20 protein-coding genes and 1 pseudogene are annotated in these 20343 nt (G+C 49.0%); 3 read left to right on the top strand and 18 right to left on the bottom strand.

Annotated features, from left to right (window positions below):
• Window positions 1–7 precede the first annotated feature (7 nt).
• The 10 genes from ACOJUR_RS15380 to ACOJUR_RS15335 all read right to left on the bottom strand — a co-directional run bounded on the left by ACOJUR_RS15380 (window position 8) and on the right by ACOJUR_RS15335 (window position 8340).
• The gene (locus ACOJUR_RS15380) at window positions 8–1750 is read right to left on the bottom strand and encodes a DEAD/DEAH box helicase (protein ID WP_420950582.1); all 1743 of its coding nucleotides are present in this window, start codon (window positions 1748–1750) and stop codon (window positions 8–10) included.
• Window positions 1751–1803: 53 nt separating this feature from the next.
• Window positions 1804–2289 (bottom strand): hypothetical protein, encoded by a 486-nt coding sequence (locus ACOJUR_RS15375; protein WP_203115732.1) that lies wholly within the window; start codon window positions 2287–2289, stop codon window positions 1804–1806.
• A 21-nt stretch (window positions 2290–2310) separates the two neighbouring features.
• Window positions 2311–2832, bottom strand: a complete 522-nt coding sequence (locus ACOJUR_RS15370) for a hypothetical protein (protein ID WP_420950581.1) — start codon at window positions 2830–2832, stop codon at window positions 2311–2313.
• A gap of 7 nt (window positions 2833–2839) precedes the next feature.
• Window positions 2840–3346, bottom strand: coding sequence for a hypothetical protein (locus ACOJUR_RS15365; protein ID WP_420950580.1), 507 nt, complete (start codon window positions 3344–3346; stop codon window positions 2840–2842).
• A gap of 43 nt (window positions 3347–3389) precedes the next feature.
• Window positions 3390–5171 carry an ATP-dependent helicase gene (locus ACOJUR_RS15360; protein WP_420950579.1) on the bottom strand — a complete coding sequence of 594 codons (1782 nt, stop codon included), beginning with the start codon at window positions 5169–5171 and terminating at the stop codon, window positions 3390–3392.
• Window positions 5172–5362: 191 nt separating this feature from the next.
• Window positions 5363–5740 (bottom strand): hypothetical protein, encoded by a 378-nt coding sequence (locus ACOJUR_RS15355; RefSeq protein WP_420950578.1) that lies wholly within the window; start codon window positions 5738–5740, stop codon window positions 5363–5365.
• Between the two features lie 83 nt (window positions 5741–5823).
• Window positions 5824–6996: an IS200/IS605 family element RNA-guided endonuclease TnpB gene (tnpB, locus tag ACOJUR_RS15350; RefSeq protein WP_420950577.1), complete on the bottom strand. Its 1173-nt coding sequence runs from the start codon at window positions 6994–6996 to the stop codon at window positions 5824–5826.
• A 46-nt stretch (window positions 6997–7042) separates the two neighbouring features.
• On the bottom strand, window positions 7043–7723 hold the full coding sequence (locus tag ACOJUR_RS15345; RefSeq protein ID WP_420950576.1) for an SOS response-associated peptidase: 681 nt from the start codon (window positions 7721–7723) through the stop codon (window positions 7043–7045).
• 42 nt (window positions 7724–7765) lie between these two features.
• On the bottom strand, window positions 7766–8095 hold the full coding sequence (mazF, locus tag ACOJUR_RS15340; RefSeq protein WP_420950676.1) for an endoribonuclease MazF: 330 nt from the start codon (window positions 8093–8095) through the stop codon (window positions 7766–7768).
• Window positions 8096–8106: 11 nt separating this feature from the next.
• Window positions 8107–8340 carry an AbrB/MazE/SpoVT family DNA-binding domain-containing protein gene (locus ACOJUR_RS15335; protein ID WP_420950575.1) on the bottom strand — a complete coding sequence of 78 codons (234 nt, stop codon included), beginning with the start codon at window positions 8338–8340 and terminating at the stop codon, window positions 8107–8109.
• A 222-nt stretch (window positions 8341–8562) separates the two neighbouring features.
• Here ACOJUR_RS15335 and ACOJUR_RS15330 point away from each other — a divergent pair, with 222 nt between their 5' ends.
• On the top strand, window positions 8563–9291 hold the full coding sequence (locus ACOJUR_RS15330) for a M48 family metallopeptidase (protein WP_420950574.1): 729 nt from the start codon (window positions 8563–8565) through the stop codon (window positions 9289–9291).
• A 9-nt stretch (window positions 9292–9300) separates the two neighbouring features.
• Here ACOJUR_RS15330 and ACOJUR_RS15325 read toward each other — a convergent pair whose 3' ends face one another.
• The 5 genes and pseudogenes from ACOJUR_RS15325 to ACOJUR_RS15305 all read right to left on the bottom strand — a co-directional run.
• Entirely contained in the window at window positions 9301–10224 is a 924-nt protein-coding gene (locus ACOJUR_RS15325; protein WP_420950573.1) for a restriction endonuclease, read from the bottom strand.
• A 13-nt stretch (window positions 10225–10237) separates the two neighbouring features.
• Entirely contained in the window at window positions 10238–13174 is a 2937-nt protein-coding gene (locus ACOJUR_RS15320) for a type I restriction endonuclease subunit R (RefSeq protein ID WP_420950572.1), read from the bottom strand.
• Window positions 13171–14358, bottom strand: a complete 1188-nt coding sequence (locus ACOJUR_RS15315; protein WP_420950571.1) for a restriction endonuclease subunit S — start codon at window positions 14356–14358, stop codon at window positions 13171–13173. The genes ACOJUR_RS15320 and ACOJUR_RS15315 overlap by 4 nt, the downstream gene beginning before the upstream one ends.
• Window positions 14348–15829, bottom strand: a complete 1482-nt coding sequence (locus tag ACOJUR_RS15310) for a type I restriction-modification system subunit M (protein WP_420950570.1) — start codon at window positions 15827–15829, stop codon at window positions 14348–14350. Before ACOJUR_RS15310 ends, ACOJUR_RS15315 begins: the two co-directional genes overlap by 11 nt.
• Window positions 15830–16145: 316 nt before the next feature.
• Window positions 16146–16301 (bottom strand): annotated as a pseudogene (locus ACOJUR_RS15305) (IS6 family transposase); the annotation flags it as partial.
• A 219-nt stretch (window positions 16302–16520) separates the two neighbouring features.
• Here ACOJUR_RS15305 and ACOJUR_RS15300 point away from each other — a divergent pair.
• On the top strand, window positions 16521–17210 hold the full coding sequence (locus ACOJUR_RS15300) for a hypothetical protein (RefSeq protein WP_420950569.1): 690 nt from the start codon (window positions 16521–16523) through the stop codon (window positions 17208–17210).
• Window positions 17211–17623: 413 nt separating this feature from the next.
• A complete protein-coding gene (locus ACOJUR_RS15295; RefSeq protein WP_420950568.1) occupies window positions 17624–17806 on the top strand; it encodes a transposase in 183 nt (60 codons plus the stop codon).
• Between the two features lie 100 nt (window positions 17807–17906).
• Here the strand turns inward: ACOJUR_RS15295 and tnpC are convergent, their stop codons facing one another.
• The 3 genes from tnpC to tnpA form a co-directional block, all read right to left on the bottom strand.
• Complete coding sequence (gene tnpC / locus ACOJUR_RS15290) at window positions 17907–19493, bottom strand: IS66 family transposase (protein WP_420950675.1); 1587 nt, start codon at window positions 19491–19493, stop codon at window positions 17907–17909.
• Window positions 19494–19557: 64 nt separating this feature from the next.
• Entirely contained in the window at window positions 19558–19920 is a 363-nt protein-coding gene (gene tnpB / locus ACOJUR_RS15285; protein ID WP_072875299.1) for an IS66 family insertion sequence element accessory protein TnpB, read from the bottom strand.
• Window positions 19914–20258 (bottom strand): IS66 family insertion sequence element accessory protein TnpA, encoded by a 345-nt coding sequence (gene tnpA / locus ACOJUR_RS15280; protein WP_072875300.1) that lies wholly within the window; start codon window positions 20256–20258, stop codon window positions 19914–19916. The genes tnpB (ACOJUR_RS15285) and tnpA overlap by 7 nt, the downstream gene beginning before the upstream one ends.
• Between the last annotated feature and the right edge of the window lie 85 nt (window positions 20259–20343).

Raw genomic sequence — 20343 nt, 5'->3', positions numbered from 1 at the left:
CCTCGCTTCAACCTACATGTTTTTGTTTTTCACTATACACACGAAACATTTCCAGCTTCTTTTCCAACCACACACGCACTTCTGGTTTTTGTAGCGCTTCTCTCCACTTGTCCGCCTGAAAGTTTTTCACCAAAATCTTGACGCGCTTCCGGGCGAATCGTTCCGTGAGCACGTCGGCTGCCATCCCGCGTGTCCATGTCTTGTTGTGTGGAATCCTGTATTTGTCGAGCATATAGCTCTGTTTCTCTGTTATTGGCAACGCGCGCCAATCGGCTTCTTTTTCAATCAGGCGGGTATCCAGCAAATCCAGAAAAGCTTCTGCCACACCTTGCGCATATTCCAACGGCAGTGCTGACGCATGCAAGGGCATAAAACGTTCACCGTTCAGTTCGAGCACAGGCCAGAAGTGCGTGTCTACCTGGAACAAATAGGCCCAACGGTTTTCACCAAAAGAGATGGCAAACACTTCCCGATCTTTTCTTCGAATGTGCTGCCAACGAAAACGACTGCGATTGGCAAAGAGATTTACAGCTTGTACCAACCGTTCTTCCAATTGAGTTTTTGCCTGCTGGGTTTGGACTTCCTCTTGTATCCACTGGGCAATACTCTGATCTTCTCTAGGCTGCCCCTCCAGAGCGTGTACAGATTTCGTTTGCTTCTTTTGGCTGTTCACGAGTTTCGTGAACGTCTGCAAGGACTTGTCATCACTTGCCCCCACCAAATCCAGAACCAGCGCATCCCGCTTGTTCGGATGTAACCGTAACGCTCTTCCAACCATCTGTGTGTAGAGCGCCTGCGATCGAGTGGGCCTGGCAATGACTACACAGTCCACATCCGGCTGGTCAAATCCTTCGGTCAGGATCTGACAGTTCACCACCACACGCAATCGATTGGCTGCGAAATCTTGGAGAACACTCGCACGTTCTTCCACCGACATCTGTCCATCTACTGCGGCAGCGGCTACTGCTTGATCCTGAAATCGTCTGGCGAGCGCTTGAGCGTGGGCGATGTCGACAGCAAATACAATAGATTTACGCTGAGGTGCGAACTCTTGCACCGCATCCACAACCGCATCCAGCGCCCTCGATTCATTCATGACTTTCGCCAGATCTTTGGCATTGTAGTCACCAGCAGTGGTCCGAATATGTCCCAAATGCAGGTTGGGAATGACCACCTTTTGGCCACGCACATCCGACAAATATCCGTCCACGATCATATCTAAAATCGTACGCTCATACGCGAGATGTTCAAAAATGTCGCCCAGTTCATGCTTGTCTGCACGCTTTGGCGTAGCTGTTACGCCGAGCAGCTTCGGGCCGTTCGTTTCAAACACACCCAAACGTTGCAGAACCTGCACAGCGCCTTCTGCTCGGCTGTGATGACATTCGTCGTAGATGACAAGCGAGGGTTCCCGAACCTTCCTCCCCATCACAAGTGTTTGCGTGGACGCAACCAGCACCTGGGCCAGTTGCTCATTCTGTTGACCTTGGATACGGCCGACCACTGCTCCTGGCCAAACCATACGGATTTTTTCTTCCGCCTGATCCAACAGTTCGGTTCGGTGCGCCATCACGAGTACCGGCTTGTCCGTCCTCGTTTGTTCGATATAGCGCCTCGCGATTTCACCGAAAACAATGGTTTTTCCTGCGCCTGTTGGCAAGACCATCAATTGGCGTGAATGTTCAGGCAAGGCTCGAAAAAACGCCTCTACTGCCTCCACTTGATACGGACGAAGCCGGATACCACTCAAATTCTCACCTCCGAGTCTGATAAAAAAACACAGATTTATTTTACAGGATTCTCCTAATGAAAATCTTTATTTTCTGGATTTTCTTCGTAAGGATCGGGCGCATTCAACCAGGCCTTTTCCAAGGTTCTCATGATGTCATCTTCCATTTCTCTCATTTCGTCCTCATCTTGTTCTTCGCCTAAAACGCGCCGCATGCTGATCCGGGTCATATAGGCATCCACTTGCTCTTCCAAACGCTCCAGGTAGTATAGACGCATCACCATGCGTGTTGGTTTGTTGTTGAGAATGGTTTGCAGGTCTTCATACAGCGCTTTCCAGCCTTTCACCTCCAGTAACCGTTCCATCATCTTTTCGTGCTCTGTTTTCGTTCGTTCCGCTTCTTGAGAGGCTTCATACTGGATTTTAGCGTCAATTCGTTCGATGAAACTTCTCATATTGTGCATGTAATACCAGTTGTTTAAATATTCTTCACGAGGAACAACGACTTTATCTTTCGTAAGATGTTTTGCTACCTTTTTCTTGTCAAACGGTTTGTCCAATAGTCTGCCAACATCCTTCCTCTAACCAATTGCATCGCTATGTGCACTTCCTATCATCGCCGAAACCAGCGCAGACGTATAGAAGTTTTCTGCCGCCGTCCATTCGTCGTTACGGTTTTCGATCAAATCGACCATTTTGAGGTACGCCTGTTCCCACTGGGCTAACTCACACCTGTGCAGATGTTCTAGGGCTTCATGCCACAGTTCGACCTGACGCTTGGAAAGGGGTGTAGGGTCGCTCATCAGATGTTGTCTGGCTCGTCCGATATCCAAACGTAACATAGTTGAATTCGATACGAACGGTATAGTGGCTTCTGCCAAGGTCGCAGCATGTTCCAGTTCGTGGCCAACGATCAAGGGTTGATTACACCAACTCCGCAAAATGGTGGAGTCCCAAGCTTCTTCAAGCGTTTCCCAAGCGCACCAAGGCAACTGTGTCTTGAAACGATAGAGTTTACGAGCGAGATGTCTGCATCTGTTTTCTTCTGAATCTTCCCACAGGCTAAGTTGAGTAAGTTCGAGCGTCCATTCGATCCGATCCAATAGCGGCTCATCCTCCCATGCTGTGTTTTTTCAGTTCGTCAAAAAAGTATCGTTCGTGATAAGGTGTAAGAAAATGCAAATATTTACTCGCTTTATCCTCTTCTTCTCTATCCTGTATATAATCTTGCAAAGCATCAATAAGCCAGAATGCTTCTGCATACATCAGTCGAATTTCCAAAAACTCTCCAACATTTCGCGTCTGGAAACTATTTGCTATCAGTGTTCGTAGTTCATACATATCTCGAACGCATGAAGCGTAACGACTGGACAAATGTAAAGTTTTTTTCTCGCAAACTTGTTCAAGTGTCCAATCTAAAAATTTTAACCAAAAAGCTAAGTCTTCTTGTGGAACCCACAAAGAACGATAAACATGTGTGCCTGCAAAGTCATAACTCCCTCTTAACAACCGTTCAGCCATTTGACGTTCTAGATACTCATGCTCAGGTTCTGACATTTCTCGGATAATAGCCATACTTTCCACCTCTTCTTTACATTCTTCTACCTCCCAGTGCAAGAATAGCGTATGCATTGCCTTTTTTAACGTCATCATTTCGTCATTATTGTTTTGGATCGGACAAAGCACGGATAAATCTCGACGTAACTTTCGCATCCCCACCATAGTGCTTCGCGGACAGCAGAAACAAGTTTTCTTTAGCTCGTGTGATGCCCACATAGCAAAGTCTGGTTTCTTCTCTCAGCTCTTCGGGGGTCGTGGAACGACGATGAGGAAATACGCCTTCCACCATTCCCGCCAAAAACACAGTGTGGTACTCCAACCCTTTGCTTTTATGGAGAGTTGACAGGCACACGGCGTTTCCTTTTTGTTTTCTTCCTTTCTCCACCATCCGATCCACGTAACGCAGATATTCGTGCAGTTGCCCAAATCGACGAGCCGACAAGATGAACGTATCCAGCCACGACTCGCCCTGCATAGATTCCGGGATCAATTCCGGTACATTTTGTACCAACCACTGTAGTGCGCCACCAGGTCCCCCTTGTTCTGCCACCTTCCCCAACGCGCGCAATACATCTGAAAACGGTTTGCATTTCGGATGTTCCATCATGGATACCCAGCCCCGTTCTGTCACTTCCGTCACTACAGATCGAGGAATTTTTCGATTCGGGCGATTGATGAGTTTTCCCCACACTTGTGGCTCCGCATAAGGATTCAAGGCTCGTAGATAGTCCAACAGACCTTTGACCACGTAGGATTCATAGAAGTGTTTGTCACCGACCACTTGATACGGAATGTCCGCTTCCTCCAGAGCTTCTTCAAAGATTTGAGATTGCAGATTCGACCGATACAAAATCGCCATCTGTTGCCACGGTAGTTCTGGATGTTTCTGGTGTCTGCGTCTAATTTCCGTCACAATAAAACTGGCTTCTTCGACTTCGTTCTTAACCTGCACAGCTTGTACCACGGCGTCTTCCATGTCTCGCGCCGCTATGACCTGTTTCTCCAACTGGTATCCTCGATTGAGCGCAATGACTCGTTGGCCAAGCTCGACAATGAGCTCGTGCGATCGATAATTCATAATCAGGTGAACAACCTTCGTTTCTGGAAACGTGTTTAAAAAAGTTTGCATGAGTTCTGGACGCGCACCACGAAAACCGTAGATGGCTTGCCAGTCATCCCCGACAGCAAACAGATTGTGTGTCCGTTCCGACAGTCCGAGCAACAGCTGCCATTGTGCCCAATTGGTATCCTGAAATTCATCCACCATGACGTAGTCCCACCGATTTTGCCAGAGTTGGCGCATCTCTTCTCTTGAGCGCAAGAGCCGAACAGCGTCCTGGAGCATATCTTCCATGCCGTAGCACTTTTTTTCTTGCCTTAACGCTTCGTAGGCGTAGTAGACTTTCCCAAGCAAACTATCCGCTTGAGGTACACGCAAATCTGCTTTCGCACGAGCAATTTCGGCTATGGCTTCGGACAGTTTCATCACTGGTCCTATGCCATGCGTATTGTACGGACCAGCTGGTTCCAACACGCGTTCTACAAGCCAGGATGTATCGGCTTGCAGCTTCCAATCTGCCGCGTATACCCCACGCACCATTTGATAAGCCACGGCATGCAGCGTGCTGATGGTGACTTCTTCTGCTGCCTCAACACCGATCAGTTTGGCCAAGCGTATTCTCATCTCTTCCGCCGCTTTGCGCGTGAACGTACAGGCCAGAATTTTCTTCGGTTGGACGTGGCAGGACTCGATCAAATACTGAATTCGAGCCATGAGCATCGCCGTTTTTCCCGAACCGGCTGCGGCCACAACCAGGCACGGACCGTCTTTATGTTGGGCAGCTTCTTGCTGCGCTGGATTCAACTCTTGAAGCTTTGGCATTCAACATCCCACTCCATCTTTCCAGAAATGAGCACAACCATTGATCTCGTCCAATTCCACTTTCTACCGTACCAAAAACAGCACAAAAAAAAGTGCTCATTGGGCACCAATTTTTTTGGAATCTTCCGTTCACCAAACAAATCAAAATGAAAAAAGAAGTGTCTAGCAGATGAGATCAAAAATGAAGATGTTTAGCGGATATGTTGAAGAACCATTTCCTGTATGCAGCGACCAACTGGGTAATAGGAAACTTCTATATCGTAGGCAGGGGCGGTATGAAGCCCGTAGTGAGTTCTGCTCACCATCAGTCCTTGATGTTCTAAATCCTTGGCCAATTGGTGGATTGCCCAAGGCATGAGTTTGACATTGGGAATCGGTCGAGAGTTGCGCACTCGAATGAGACGTACACGGGCAGGCAATAATTCCGATCGCAAATAAATACGAGCCACGCCTGTGACTTTAACGTGACAGGTGGCTTGAAAAACGCGTATGACTTGTCCAATTTGACCGCAATAATCGTCTAGTGCAATAATCCGCACAAATTCGCCTACTTGAAACTCTCTCGCCAAACCTTCTCACTCCACAGGTTCTACACATTCCACACGATTTTGACATCCTCCCCATGCCTAAAGGCAGGGGATTCCAACCATCACTAGTTGGCTTTCCTGCTTCGTTGAGGCTTGCCTTCTCGTTGGCTGTTGAGCTTTCGAGCGGGTCTTATCGCCTCTCCACAGGCTAACACCGCAAGCCCTGCGGCTAAGATGTTTTGAGCGGCGTTCACATCTCTGTCGTGATGTTCCCCGCATTCTGGACATGTCCACTGTCTGACACTGAGTGGCATCTTCGGCATGATATGTCCGCAATCAAAACACCGTTTGCTGGAGGGGTAGAATTTGTCGATTTTGACGACCGTTCTACCGTACCATTCAGCCTTATATTCGAGTTGACGTACAAACTCGCCCCATCCTACATCTGCAATGGATTTTGCAAGGTGGTGATTGCGAATCATGTTCTTTACCTGCAAGCTCTCTACGGCGATCACTTGGTTCTCGTTTATCAACCGTGTGCTGAGTTTATGCAGGAAGTCTTGACGACGATCCGCAATCTTGGCGTGAATACGTGCAACTTTAAGACGTTCTTTGTCTCTGTTTTTGGAACCTTTCTGCTTCTTTGCAAGTCGACGTTGCGCTTTGGCAAGACGTTTTTCGTCTTTGCGGAAGTAACGTGGATTGCCAAACTTCTGACCCGTCGAAAGAATGACGGAATCGGTCAACCCAAGATCGATACCCACTTGGCTGTCACAAACAGGTTCTTGAGAAATTTCCTCATCTACAAGGATCGAGATGTGGTATCGGTCTGCCGCATCTCGGCTCACCGTGACGGATGAAGGAGTGCCTGTAAACCGCCTTGACCAGCGAATGTTCAGTGGTTCGGACATTTTCGCAAGCGTGATGCTCTCTCCATCCCATTTGAAAGCAGATGATGCAAAGGTAACCGATTGCTTACCATGCTTCTTGTGAAATTGCGGATATCCTCCTCGGTCTTCAAAAAAGTTGATGAACGCACGATCAAGATGCCGCAACGCCTGTTGGAGCGCGACGCTGGAAACTTCATTGAGCCACACCGTCTCTGGTTGCCGTTTCAAGACCGTCATTTGAGCAGACAAATCCTTATAGTATAGACGTTTGCCCGTCTGGTAGTACGCATCGGTTTTGAGACGTAATCCCCAATTATAGACGTAGCGAACACAGCCAAACGTCTTGGCTAGAATTTGCTGTTGTTCTTCTGTTGGGTAGAAGCGGAATTTATAGGCTCTCTGTGTCATGGTTACATTATATATCGTCTTGTGTAAGAACTAAAAGACTTTCGCCTCACGGCGAGCGTCTTATATCCCCATAGCTAAAGCAAGGGGTTTTACGGCGCATTTGATAACGGAAATTCCCAACTTTGGGGGAGACTTTGTGATGGCGCATGTCGGATTCTCGAAACGGTTTCAGCATCGACTTCAATTTGGCCAAAGGTATCTCTTGTCGGGATAGATACTGCGGAACATGTTGCTGCTGCAAAATCACTGGCATCCGTGTGTGAATGTCACTGACGACAGCGTTGGCTTTCGTGGTGAGGATACTGCACGTACGGATGGTTTCGCCGTTTTCTGCACGCCAAACATCATAGATTCCTGCCAAAGCGAACCAAGGTTGATCTTTGAGACTGAAGTAGTACGGTTGTTTCTGGCGATCCCATTCGTAGTATCCAGAGGCCGGAATGATCATCCGTTTGCGTTCGGCCAGATGACGCAGAACGATGTTCGTATGCAAAGTCTCCACACGAGTGTTAATTGGTTTCGGACCTTGTCCATACCAGGCTGCGGGTTGAAGGCCCCAATGTAGCGTCCCAAACCGATGTTTTTCTCCGTCCGATACAATCGCTGGAATCGCTTGACCTGGTGCTAGGTTGTAGTGCGATTGGGGGATTTCGGTGGCTACATCCACGTGGAAAAAACATCTCACATCTGAAAAGTCGTCAAAGTAGAAAGCGAAACGTCCGTACAAAAGGTATCCCCACCTTTCCATGCCAATTCGTTCATGAAACCATCAACTCAGAAGTATCTGGATTTTGAGTAATACTTCCTCGATGATAGACTTAGGGACACTTCCTATCCATTCTGCCTGCCGAGCTTGCCAATCTAAACTTTTCACTTGATCGGACAAAATAACACCTTGAATGGGAAATTTTTCAGGAAGAACCACTTCGAACGGATAGCCTTTCATTCGGCTGGTAATAGGGCAAAAAAGTGCTAGACCAACCTTTTGGTTATAAACGATTGGAGATATCACCAGACCAGGTCTCCGTCCTGCCTGTTCATGACCTGCTTGCGGATTAAATTGTAGCCATACCACATCCGCACGTTGTGGAATATAGATGTCTTTATATTTCACCAAACTTCATTTCCTTCTGCTTCTCCCATATCTACAGCTTCATGTTGATTCTCTGGCGTAATTTGTGATATGAGTTCTTCTAGTGTATAGGCCTTTCTATGGATGATGATATTTTCACCATCCATTTTCAATTCCACAAAAGTTCCCTCTTGCAAATGAGCCTGTTCAGCTATTGGCGCTGGAATGCGAATCCCTAAACTGTTGCCCCATTTCGTGACAGTTGTTTTCATCCCATTCACCTCTCTGTATACACATAGTATATACATTTCAACCCAATGAAGGAAACCCAATTATCAAGTTTTCGAAATTTGCATATAAGGCCTACCTAGACTGACCGGATACCCAACTGACAGGACAACCTAAACAGGCTGACGCTGACTAACCAACCTTGTTATACTGAACGTGCAGACGCGAACGTTGGTTTGCAATCCGACATCAGGGGGACCGTCCGCATGCCGACATTCACCTACGGAACAACAACAATTGAATACACGATGCGTCACCAGTCGTCCAAACGTGATTGCACCATTACTGTTGACTGGAAAACAGGCGTGTCTGTAGTCGTACCCGATGAAATCGACCAGGCACACATCGACGCAGTGTTGCGACGCAAAGCACCGTGGATACTTCGCAGACTCATTGAGTTCAGTGAAATTAAGCCATTATCAACTCGCCATGAGTTCATTAGCGGAGAAAAGTTTCCATATCTAGGTCGGCAATATCGGTTGAAGGTTGTGGCGGGAGATGACGTTTCTGAAGTGTCTCTGGCGTTCCAGAATGGTCGGTTCGTGGCAACCGTGCCGAAGTCATCTAATCCTACCTGGCGTGAGGAACATCTCAGAAAGGCGTTCCGTGATTGGTACATCACACATGGAGCTGTAAAGGTGCAGCAACGGATAAGGCTATTCGCCCCACGTTTGAGACTAGAACCGTCCAAGATTGTTATCAAAGACCAACAAGCACGTTGGGGAAGTTGTACGAAGAACGGGACCATCAACGTCAACTGGCGAGTGTTGATGGCCCCGATGCGAATCGTCGATTACGTCGTGGTGCATGAGTTGGGGCACATGATTCACGCCGACCACTCAGCGGAGTTTTGGACCGTCGTGGCGTCAGTAATGCCCGATTACGACGAGAGGAAGGAATGGCTACGGGTGCATGGGGCGACGTTGGAACTATGAATGAAACGTCTAAATTTTAGAGCGGTTGTCTATCGGGTCAAAATAAATTAATCCCGATGTTTGTGCAGCCTTAACCTTCATATCTAGCATAGTGGCGAAAGGTATGCGGCCTTCAACAACCATCGTTAAATCGGCTCCATCTATTAGAATTGTTCGTAGAGTTTTGCCCATCACTAACTGCTCTACAGATTCCGTTGAAAACCCATTAACAGAAAAGAAGAACCCTCGCCCATACATTTTGCCTTCCACTTTATAGGCGAATTGATACAACGCATCAGACGCTATTAGTTTGTCATGCCACTTAGCTTCGATGATGTAATGTTCGCCATCATACTTTATTGCCCCATCAATCTGCTCCCCATGTATCCTGAATGGTTCTGTAACGCTCAACCCTGCATGTTCGGAAAGTTCTCGCAAAAACTGTTCAAACTCATATCCCCTTTGCTGGTGGCTCAATTGTTTAGCACGAAAGAGGTTAAGAAATCGGTCTTTCAATTGATCTAGAGACTTGGCTTTTGCCCGTTCCGCTGCCTCTGCTGCTCTTGCAGCCGCCGCTTCCCGCTCGGTCTTTATCTTTGCATCTCGTATCTCTTGGATTTGAGATAGATGGGTAATGCGTCTCTTTGCTTCCTGCTCGTCTAACTTTCTCAAAGTTTGAAAAAAATAAGGGTCAAAATGGTTCCACTCGGTAAGTGCCTTGAGCATCGCCCGGAACTGCCCGACTCCACCATCCGTACGTCCGTGAAGGGCAGAGAAAACCAAATCGACGATTTCTGCCCTGTTTACGGTTTCCTGTTGAGTTACGCTTCGCAAGTCGGAATTCGTGCATCCGCAACTCTTAAAGAAATCTATAATATCCTTTTTCGGCCAGAAGATTGCTAGAATACAATTCCGCATTGCATCGGTTATATCCTTCGGAAACTGTTGTGGCATCAATTTCAGTCCTTTACGCCTTGAAATGCACCTTCGCCAAGTTCATCACCTGCTGAGCTATGTACTCCAGCTTATCCGACGGGCACTTAGCTGCCCTCAACTGCCGTTTAATACGACTCCGCATTTCGCGTTGAACGTCCTCCTTGGTCGGCCAGTCACGTATATTTTTAAGTGCAGATACGTCTTCTACCACAATCTGCGTCAAGTCAGCCAACTGTTCATCATCGTGGCTGTCAGATGACAGTTCACTCCTGAGTAGATCGTAGAACGGACGTTGTTCACGGACGACGCCAGACGTTGACTGCTCTGCGTTGTACCCTTGGATGTCCTTGCGAATCAGTTCTTGTAGTTGCAAGACTAGTTGGACAGTCTCCAGACGATGTTCCTTCCACTCCGTAATCAACGATTCTAACTTCTCACGCAGCGACGTGTAATGAACGGGATTCTCGTCCATCTTGACGCGAATTTCATGTCGAATGGCGTGTTCCATCTCGGATGCCTTCGCTTCGTCGGAAGACATGCTGTCAACGTACTCACCAAATCGACTGGACAAAATGTCAATCGGGTCGTGCAGAACCTCAATGGCGTTGGCTCGGACGTGTTCCTCGATGAGCTGCTTCACCTTGGCCCCACAGTCCGAGATGTCCATTGCCTCGTCGCGGTAACGCTGCTTCGCGGCGAGTCGCACCTTCCCTAAGAACTTCAAGTCATCCCGGTACGGATTTGCCAACGGGCTAGGCATCACCAGGTCCATACTTTCTGCAAACCGTTTGAACGCTAGGTCGAATTCAACCCTTACATCCTCTGGCTCTAACACCTTGATGCACGCTTCCAAGTTCTCATGGCCGACATGGTCGAAGAAACGCATAGCGGCACGATGACGACTTTGCAGACGCGGCAGTTCGGACTCAACAGGCATCATGACGCCACGAATATCCTTTTCGTGGAATACGTCCAACGCCTGTTTCAAGAACGCAGATACACCAAAGTAGTCTACAATCAGTCCATACGTCTTGCCGTCGTACGTGCGGTTCACGCGTGCAATCGCCTGTAGTAAATTGTGCTCACGTAAGGGCTTGTCGAGATACATGACTTGCTCGATTGGGGCGTCAAAGCCCGTCAACAGCATGTCGCAGACGATGATGAACTGCAACTTGTCATCGGGATCTTTGAAACGCTCGATATAATTCCTCTGCTGCTGCTCCGTCAGGTGGAATTTTTTGATTTCATCCTTGTCGTTATGGCCCGTTGAGATGATAACCACGGATTCGGGAGCATTCAGCTTATCCAATGTCTGCTTATACAGGATGGCCGTTTCCCGATTCACGGCAACGATTTGAGCCTTGAAGCCGTTTGGAGCGATGTGCTGTTCATAGTGCTCGATGATATCCATACAAATGGCTTCAATACGCCTCGGAGCGGCTGTAATAGCCTCGGCGGTAGCATACTTCTGTTTGATACGTTCTCGATCGTCCACGTCGTAATTGGCGAAGATACGGTCAAATAGGGCGTCCAGGGAACGTCCCTCAATCTGCAAGTCTGGCATACGGCTTTCGTACAGAATGGGAACTGTTGCCCCATCGTCAACTGACTGCTGGATTGTGTAGGTGTCGATGTATGTACCGAACGTCCGAGTCGTGCTTTTATCCTTCTTGTCAATCGGCGTCCCCGTGAACCCAAGGTAACAGGCGTTTGGCAACGCAGTTCTCATGTTGGTTGCAAGCTCTTTGTACTGTGTGCGGTGGCTCTCGTCCACCATCACGAAGATGTTGGCATCGGTACTTAGGACTTTATCGCCTTCTGATTCCGCTTCTTGGAACTTTTGAACCGTAGTCATTACTGTCTGGCCGTGCCCCTGACGTAGAAGACGCCGCAAGTCGGCAACCGATTCAGCACGATTAGGGTTCGGAAATCCGCATCGCCTAAACGTGGAGGCAATCTGTCTGTCCAGGTCTTTACGGTCTGTCACGACCAGAATAGTTGGATTGCCCAATTCGGATAGCCGACGTAACTTGACCGCCAGATACAGCATGGTTAGCGACTTCCCGCTACCTTGCGTGTGCCAAACGACGCCGCCACGTTCATCTAACGAATCGGCATTTACAATACGGTCAATGGCTTTATTGACGGCACGAAACTGCTGGTAACGCGCCAACTTCTTGATGGTACGTCCTCCCTCGGGTTCGTAGACGATGAAGTTCTGAATTAAGTCCAGCAAGTTACGTTTGGTCAACATTCCGACGACCAGAACATCCTGTGGGTTCACTTCGGTCGTCCCGATATCTGACGCAGTGAACGGGTACGGGTCCTTCCATTCCCCGTAGTGACGCAACTTCGCCCCTACGGTTCCGTATTTGGACTGCTGTCCGCACGTACTGATAAGGATTTCGTTGTAGTAAAACAGTTGGTCAACTTCGGACTGGTAACGCTCCAACTGCTTGACGCCCTGAGCGATTGGACTGGATATAAACGGGCTTTTACACTCGATGACGACCAGAGGCAAGCCGTTCACAAACAACACCACGTCAGGGATGATGTTGTCCGTCAGACCACTCACCTTGAACTGATCGACGACCAGAAACTCGTTGTTGTCGATGTTGTCAAAGTCAATCAACTTGACCGTCTGGTTCTTTTTGCCGTGCCCCAGGTCTTGTTCGACCGAGACGTAGTGAACGATGTTTTCATGAATGGCTTCGTTGGCCTCCATGAGGCTGGCCGCTTCGAGGTGGGTTACGTCACGGACGACCTTGTGCAAGTTATTGTCGTCAATCCACGGGTTGATGCGTTTGATAGCGTCACTTAGACGTTGTTCCAGAACGACGTCCCGCAACGTCTGGCGTTCGCCTTCAAGGGACGAACCGTGTATGTACGTGTAGCCCAACCGTTTCAATTGTTCGATGATACGGTTTTCAACCAGTTCCTTTTCGTTCCAATCCTGTGTGGTCGTCATACGGACACCTCGGACGATTCATCGACATTGACACGGACTTTGCCAGTGAGAAGGACTTGCATTAGGGCTTGCTTTAAGCTGTTTAAACCGCTTAGAGCGTTCTTCTCATTCTCAATTTTAGCGTCCACCGAAGATAGGGTATCGACAATCGCCCGTTGTTCCTTTAGCGGCGGCAAAGGTAAATACACCTTCTTAAGATTTGTTGCATTGATATTTGACTGACTGACTCCAATTGACATGTAAGCCCTAATCCTCGCCTGTCCCGCATCAGAGTTCATATAATAGTTTAGGAAGTTCTGGTCAATCATCTCTTTGTTTCCTCTAACTCGAATCAAATAGGACGCAAAAGTAAATTTCCCGTCATGTTTAAAAATTGCAGTTTTCCCAACAAGGTCTTGACTATTTGTCCGATTAAATAGAACATCGTCCATGTTCAATATATAGTTTTGGATACTGGATTCTTCTACGTTCAGGTACTTTAGGTCTTCAACTATAACCATACCTGACTGAATATTGTTCATGCGAAGGACGGGTATCCCTACAGGTTCAGTTGACAGTGATTCAGATAGTCCATATTGACAATCTACTAAAATATCACCAATCGTTTTAACGTCCCACTCCGTCGGAATCTCGCCAATCTCCGTCTGCTTGAACGTCGTGTGACCAATTCCCTTTGTCAACAACTGCTGCATCAAGCCACGTTTGACAACATCGGTCTGGTCGATGATGCGTTGCGTGGCGGCGATGGCATCGTCAACGGACGTGAGAATGGCGGCGATTTTACGTTGTTCGGAGAGAGGCGGCGCCGGAACCTCAATGTTGTATAGGCTTTCACGGCTCAAACTTGGAACCCCTGTCGCCTCGTTCAACTTGCTCAAGCCATAATTGGACAGGAAGTAGTACAACCACTTCACGTCGGCTACGGTGTTGTCTGGGAGCAACCCATAGGCAGTATCTATTATCCAACAGTCCTGTTCAATGAACAGCGGCTTATCAATAGTTCCTTTTCTACCGACCATTATCAGAGGTGCATTGAACAGTGATTTCTCCGAGTAACCCACTATCCCACTTGTCCCAATGATGGGATGGCCAGAATCGGTCTGAACCGTTTCCTTCGGAGATTTTCCGTATTTGAGCTCACCAAGGTTTCGAAGGCTGAACGACTGCCAATCGTTATTCACCATAGCCCAACTCCTTCAGGTAGCCGTTCATCACAAGTTCCACCTGACGACGCTCGTCCTCAAGGCGTCGCAACTCGGCAATGGCATCCTCAACATCGATTTGTTCTTCTTCATCCGTCGAGTCAATGTATCTGGCGATGTTCAAGTTGTAATCGTTCCTACGGATTTCATCCATGTCGACAATGCGACAGTATTTATCAATGTCCTGCCACGCATCATACGCCGACACGATTTTCTGGATGTCCTCGTCACGCAAGAAGTTCTGGTTCTTTCCCTCTTGGTAGTCGATGGCCCCGTTCAGGAAGAACACCTTGCCGCGTTTGTCGGCGTCCTTGTGCCGGTTGAATACCAGAATACACGCCGGAATACCTGTCCCGTAAAACAGGTTCGATGGTAAACCAACAACGGCTTCCAACAAGTCTTCCTCCAAAATACCTTGGCGTATCGTCCCTTCTGTACCCCCACGGAACAGAACGCCGTGCGGCATGACGACGCCAGCTTTTCCTTCATGATTCAACGTGGCAATCATGTGCTGAACGAACGCCAAGTCGCCTTTGTCTTTTGGCGGTAGACCGAAGCGGAAACGTCCATAACCGTCCGATTCGACGTCCTCCCGTCCCCATCCCTTCAAGCTGAACGGCGGATTCGCAATAACGCGGTCGTACAGCATCAGTTCGCCGTCTTGAACCAACTTTGGGTCACGTATGGTATCGCCTTTTTCGATACGATGGTCACTGAGTCCGTGTAGTAACAGATTCATCTTACAGATGGCCCACGTATTCAAGTTCTTTTCCTGGCCGTGCAGCGTCAGGTTGCGTGGATTGCCTCCAGTAGCCTTGATATAATCAACGGATTGAATCAACATGCCGCCTGACCCTGCTGTCGGGTCGCATATACGCATACCTTCTTGCGGCTTAATGAGTTTGACGATGAGTTCAACGACCTTGGACGGTGTGTAGAATTCCCCGCCTTTCTTGCCAGCGTCGTCGGCAAACATCTTGATCAGGTACTCGTACGCACGGCCCAATATGTCTGGCTCTGACAAATTGGCGTTGCTCAGGTCCAACGCACTGAAATGCTGAATTAGTCTGGATACGGTCGCGTCGGGTAGACGTTCCTTGTCGTTGAAGTCGATTGACACCAAAACGCCTTGTAGCGTTGCGTTCTCTTCCTCCAACAGTTCAAAGGCGTGGTTAATGACGGCCCCGATGTCTTGCGTCACAGAACGAATGTGCGACCATCTAGCACGTTCGGGAACGAAGAATTGGTGTTCGTCATGGTCGTACCAGCCGTAATCCTCGCCTTCTTCACGTTCAATACGCTCGGCCGTTTCGACAAATACGTCATTCAGACGTTTCAGGAACAACATGCCGAATATATAGTTTTTGTAGTCGGACGAGTCGATGCTGCCACGTAGAATATTGGCCGACTCCCAAAGATGTGACTCCAATTGCTGAAGCGTTATTTTGCTCATGTATGTCCCCCATGACCCGAATGAATTCTTTGATGATGATTCGATACTGTTCTACGATTTTCCTGTATATGACGGGTATACACGATATCTGGTGACCCCGAGGTTTACAAAACGTCGCAGAAAATTTTTTGGCGTTTTATTCGTTTGGAGAAGGCGAGATTCATCGTAATGTGGCAAGGATACCCCCACTTCAGAAGTGGGGAAGGAATTGCTACGAACTTTCCCTCTTTAAATAGTAGGATGGAGATGCCCCCTCATGAGGGTTCTGGTGCAAAGATTGCGAGCAGCGTAGACTGGTCTGTTTGCAATCCATGGATTAGACGGATGTTCCGAACAGGTAATCTATGAACAACACAATGGAACAAGCAGGCGTGTGCTTCTTCCGTGGCATATGCATAGTTTCTATCCCAGCAAGAGTCTTTTCGGCAGTCACGAATGATTTGAACCCAAGCATGGGTTTCGTAATCCTCTTGAATGCGTTCATACATGCCGCGGCGTCATACCAACGATTAATACGATGATCGCTGCACTCAAGTGGTTTTTGCACCAGAACCTGTCAATATATTATAATATGGAATGCCCAGCCCTCGCAGGTTTCGACGTCCCCCGGTCACTGCGCTAAAATTTTTGAAAATTACGATTAGCGCTATACTGAAGCTACTTGACACGAATTTTTGGAGGTGTTGTAAATATGTTGGTATCATATGGTCTTGACATAGGGAATAAATCATTTGCATGGTGCAGAATCGACCAATATGGCGTTTCAAACCACTCTACAACTAATCACAAAGCACAAAATAAATTCTCCAAACTTAAAAAAGCTTTAGATCTTGATTTAAAAAATGGGAATTCGATTGCTATAGGGGTCGATGCACCGATGTGGTTCGTTGACGATTTTAAACCCCGTTTTAAAGAGGAAACTGCAAATCACGAGTGGTACAACCGTAGTGGAGCGGCAGCTACGGTCATGAGTTGGGTGTATTTGACACAGATCCTCTGCTTAATCTCCGCCTATTCTAACTACATTGCAACGCTCAACATTAAAAAGCTCGCCCCGCCAACCACCTCGGGCATTGTATACCTCTATGAATGTTTCATGACAAGTCATTATAAGATCTCTACCCAGTACCCATCTTTGAAAGGAATTAGTCGTGACCTGGTAGACGCATTTGCGGTCGCCGCTGCTTCTTGGATTACTCATACACAGCAACAACCGAAAAGTAACATTCCTCTATACAACTCCGTAACTTTGACGACACCAAGAATAATTAGCCCCAGCTATAATGGGACCTGTTATTCGATATGGCATGCAATGGGACATGCCGTCGGATTACAAGTCAGTGGTGGACCTCAATCTCACTGTGATGTTTTCTGTTACTGATCCTGAAATATTCATAACATGATCCTAAGAGGGCTATGAATACAAGCTTGTTGCTGCTTGCATTGTTTGTCGGCGAAATTCCCACTGTCAATGTCACTTGGAATTCATGGTTCATTAAAGAAAGGATTTTTTTAGAATGCCTTTTTCTCAAGGAAATGTGCAATATTGTCCAGAATGTGGAAACACTCAAATTCATAATGCTGACAGCAAGCATCTAGAAGTACCTGACAGTCACCGTTATGAATGTGCTAGTTGTAAAGGTAGCTTTGAAATAAACAAGTTATAGTCCCACTCTTCCTGATGGGTTATCGCGAAACAAACTTCCTTCCCGTATATATCGTCTCAATGTTACTAATGACTTGTGCCGGGTTTGTCGCATAATGTCCCGTTCCAACACACCATTTTATAGACTGATGAAAAGGAGAAATGGAGCTGGATTAGACGATTGGCTGGACAAAGCGATGAGTTGTGGTATCCACGAACTTCGGAATTTTGCCAGAGGGATACGAAAAGATTACGATGCAGTCTACGCAGGTATTTCGCAACCGTGGAGTAATGGTCAAGTGGAAGGCCAAGTGAATCGACTAAAAACGTGAACGTCAAATCCCGCCCACCTTGCACTACCCCCCTCATGCTGTAGCAAAGTCGTATATGAAAGCAAACCCCGCCGGGGAGCCAGCGGGGCACCTTCATATGCTATGCTTTTTTCGGTCTCCTGCGGATTCGCTCAGGCAGACGCTCCGACCACGGCAGCAACTCGTTCATTGCCGTCTGGTCGTCCGTCTGGATGTTCGGTAGCCGTTCGAAAAGGTACTCCAGGTACAGGTACGGGTTCAGTCCGTTCTCCTTGGCCGTCTCCACCAAACTGTACGTGGTGGCACTTGCTCTCGCGCCCCGTGGGGTGTTCGCGAACAGGAAGTTTTTTCGTCCGATCACGAACCGCTTCATCGACCGCTCACTCCGGTTATTGTCCAACTCCAAATGCCCGTCTTCCAGGAACGTGGTAAGTTTAGACCACTGGTTGAGGCAATAAGAAACCGCCTGCCCCAAGGCGCTCTTGGGCAGCAACTGTTTGTTCTGCTCCTGAAGCCATGCCAAAAACTCGTCCAGCACCGGCCGGCTTAACCTCTGCCGCTCTATGTGACGTTCTTCTGGGCTCGCGTCCTTCAGAGCGCGTTCAATCTTGAACAACCGGTTACAGTATTCTAATCCTATTCTGGTCGCTGTCGGTTTCTTTCGCTCCTCTGCTGGCAGTGCAGTGTGTGCCTCATGAAACTTGCGCCTGGCGTGTGCCCAGCACCCGACCAGCTTCACCCCTGGAAGGTCGTTGTACCCGCTGTACCCGTCCACGTGCAGGTACCCCTCGAATCCTTCGAGAAATCGCTTCGGGTGCTCTTTCGAGCGGGTCTCCTGATAGTCGAACAGGACAATTGGCGGTCCATCTGCACCACTGCGGTGCAACCACATGTACGATGTCGTCTCAGCCGGTCGTCCTGGCTCATGCAGCACTTGCAGTGTCGTCTCGTCCGCATGAAGATACCGCCGCTTGCGCAATTCCTCGTGCAACTGGTGGTATATGCGTTCGAGCCATCGTGTCGCGCCTAGTACCACCCAGTTCGCCAGCGTCTGCCGGGTCAACTGCAGACCCTGCCGGGCAAACTGCTCCTCCAGCCGGTACAGCGGTAAGCCGTCCACGTATTTCTTGTCCATCACATACGCCAACATCGATGCGGATGCCAGGCTACCCGGTATCGGGGGCTTGGGCATCTGTGCCTTGACCATGGGCGTTTCGGTCCCATGCTTGTCGCACGTCCGGCATGCGTACTGTTGTTGCACGTGTTCACGTACCTTTGTCTGTGCTGGAATGTGGATGAGCTCGCGACGGATTTCCACACCCGCCTCGTCCATCACCTCGCCACAACACGGGCACTGACGTTCCTCCTCCGACAGACGGTACTCCACCCGTTCCACCGGAAGGTCTGCCAGCATGGCATCCCGCTGGCCAGGCTGCTTCTTGCGTCGCTCATAGGTCACCGTCTCGAGGGTGGGTTCCGTTGCCTCCGGCTGCGCCTCAACCTCGGCCTCATTGAATAACAGATCCAAGCGCATCTGGTCATTCGCTACGCGTTCGCTGGACTTCCCAAATTGCCGATGACGGGTCAGGCGAAGCTGCTCCAGCAGCAGTTTGACCTGCTTTTTCAGCTCCGCGACTTCCTGTTCCAGCGCATCGTTGCGCTGTTGAAGGGCTTCCAGTTGGTTTGGGGTCTCCGTCGTCGTGTTCATCATGCAAAACGATTTCGACACACTTGCCGAAATCCCTTGACAGATCCTTCTGTGTTTATCGGTCTCACACCACTTTTTTCGCCGTAACTTTGGGGTGTGCCTTTGGTTGGTTGAGTGGCAGTCCGTCCAACAGCCAGTTCAGCTCCCGACGGGTGATGAGGAGGGTCTTGCAGTCCCTGGCGCCCGGCCATTCAAACCGTCCCCGCTCCAAGCGGCGGTAAAACAGCCAGAAGCCGTTGTGTTCCCAGTACAACAACTTCAATTTGTCCCGCTCCCGGTTACAAAACGCGAATACCGCTGGAGAAAACGGGTCCAGCTGAAAGGACTCCTGCACGAGGGCCGCCAAACCGTCGATGGACTTGCGCAGGTCCGTGCTGCCGCAGGCCAGATACACGCGCAACTCCGGTGCGGTGTCGATGTTCAGCATAGCGATGCCAGAGTGCGCACCACATCGCGCAGCAGATCCGAGTCGTAACCAGGTAAGACCTCGATCACAGCAGGCCCTACGCGTACGGACAGCGGCTTGTCCGTCACTTCAGTCGCAAACTCGTCCAAGCGCACCGGGATAAAACGCGGCTCAACATCATCGCGCCCCTGGCTGTCGTGGGCGGTGTCCGCCTTAAACTTGCCGACCCAATACCTCAGCTGGTGCTCCTTGACCTGATGCGCGGCACACCATGCTGCTCCGGTTAACCCGCTGGCCCGAAAGTCCGTCACACGGGCGCGCCAAAGCTCGCGAAGTTCTTCTAACTCGGCTTTTGTCACGATGATCCCTCCATGACTGGATTCTGGAGGGGATCATCTCGCAGAAGAAGGACTAACGCTAGGTGTGCGCTATTTGACGCACACC

Source organism: Alicyclobacillus tolerans (assembly GCF_048984885.1).
Lineage (GTDB): Bacteria > Bacillota > Bacilli > Alicyclobacillales > Alicyclobacillaceae > Alicyclobacillus_I > Alicyclobacillus_I tolerans.
Note: the sequence above shows the minus strand (reverse complement) of the source record. Positions and strands in the feature narration are given on the sequence as shown.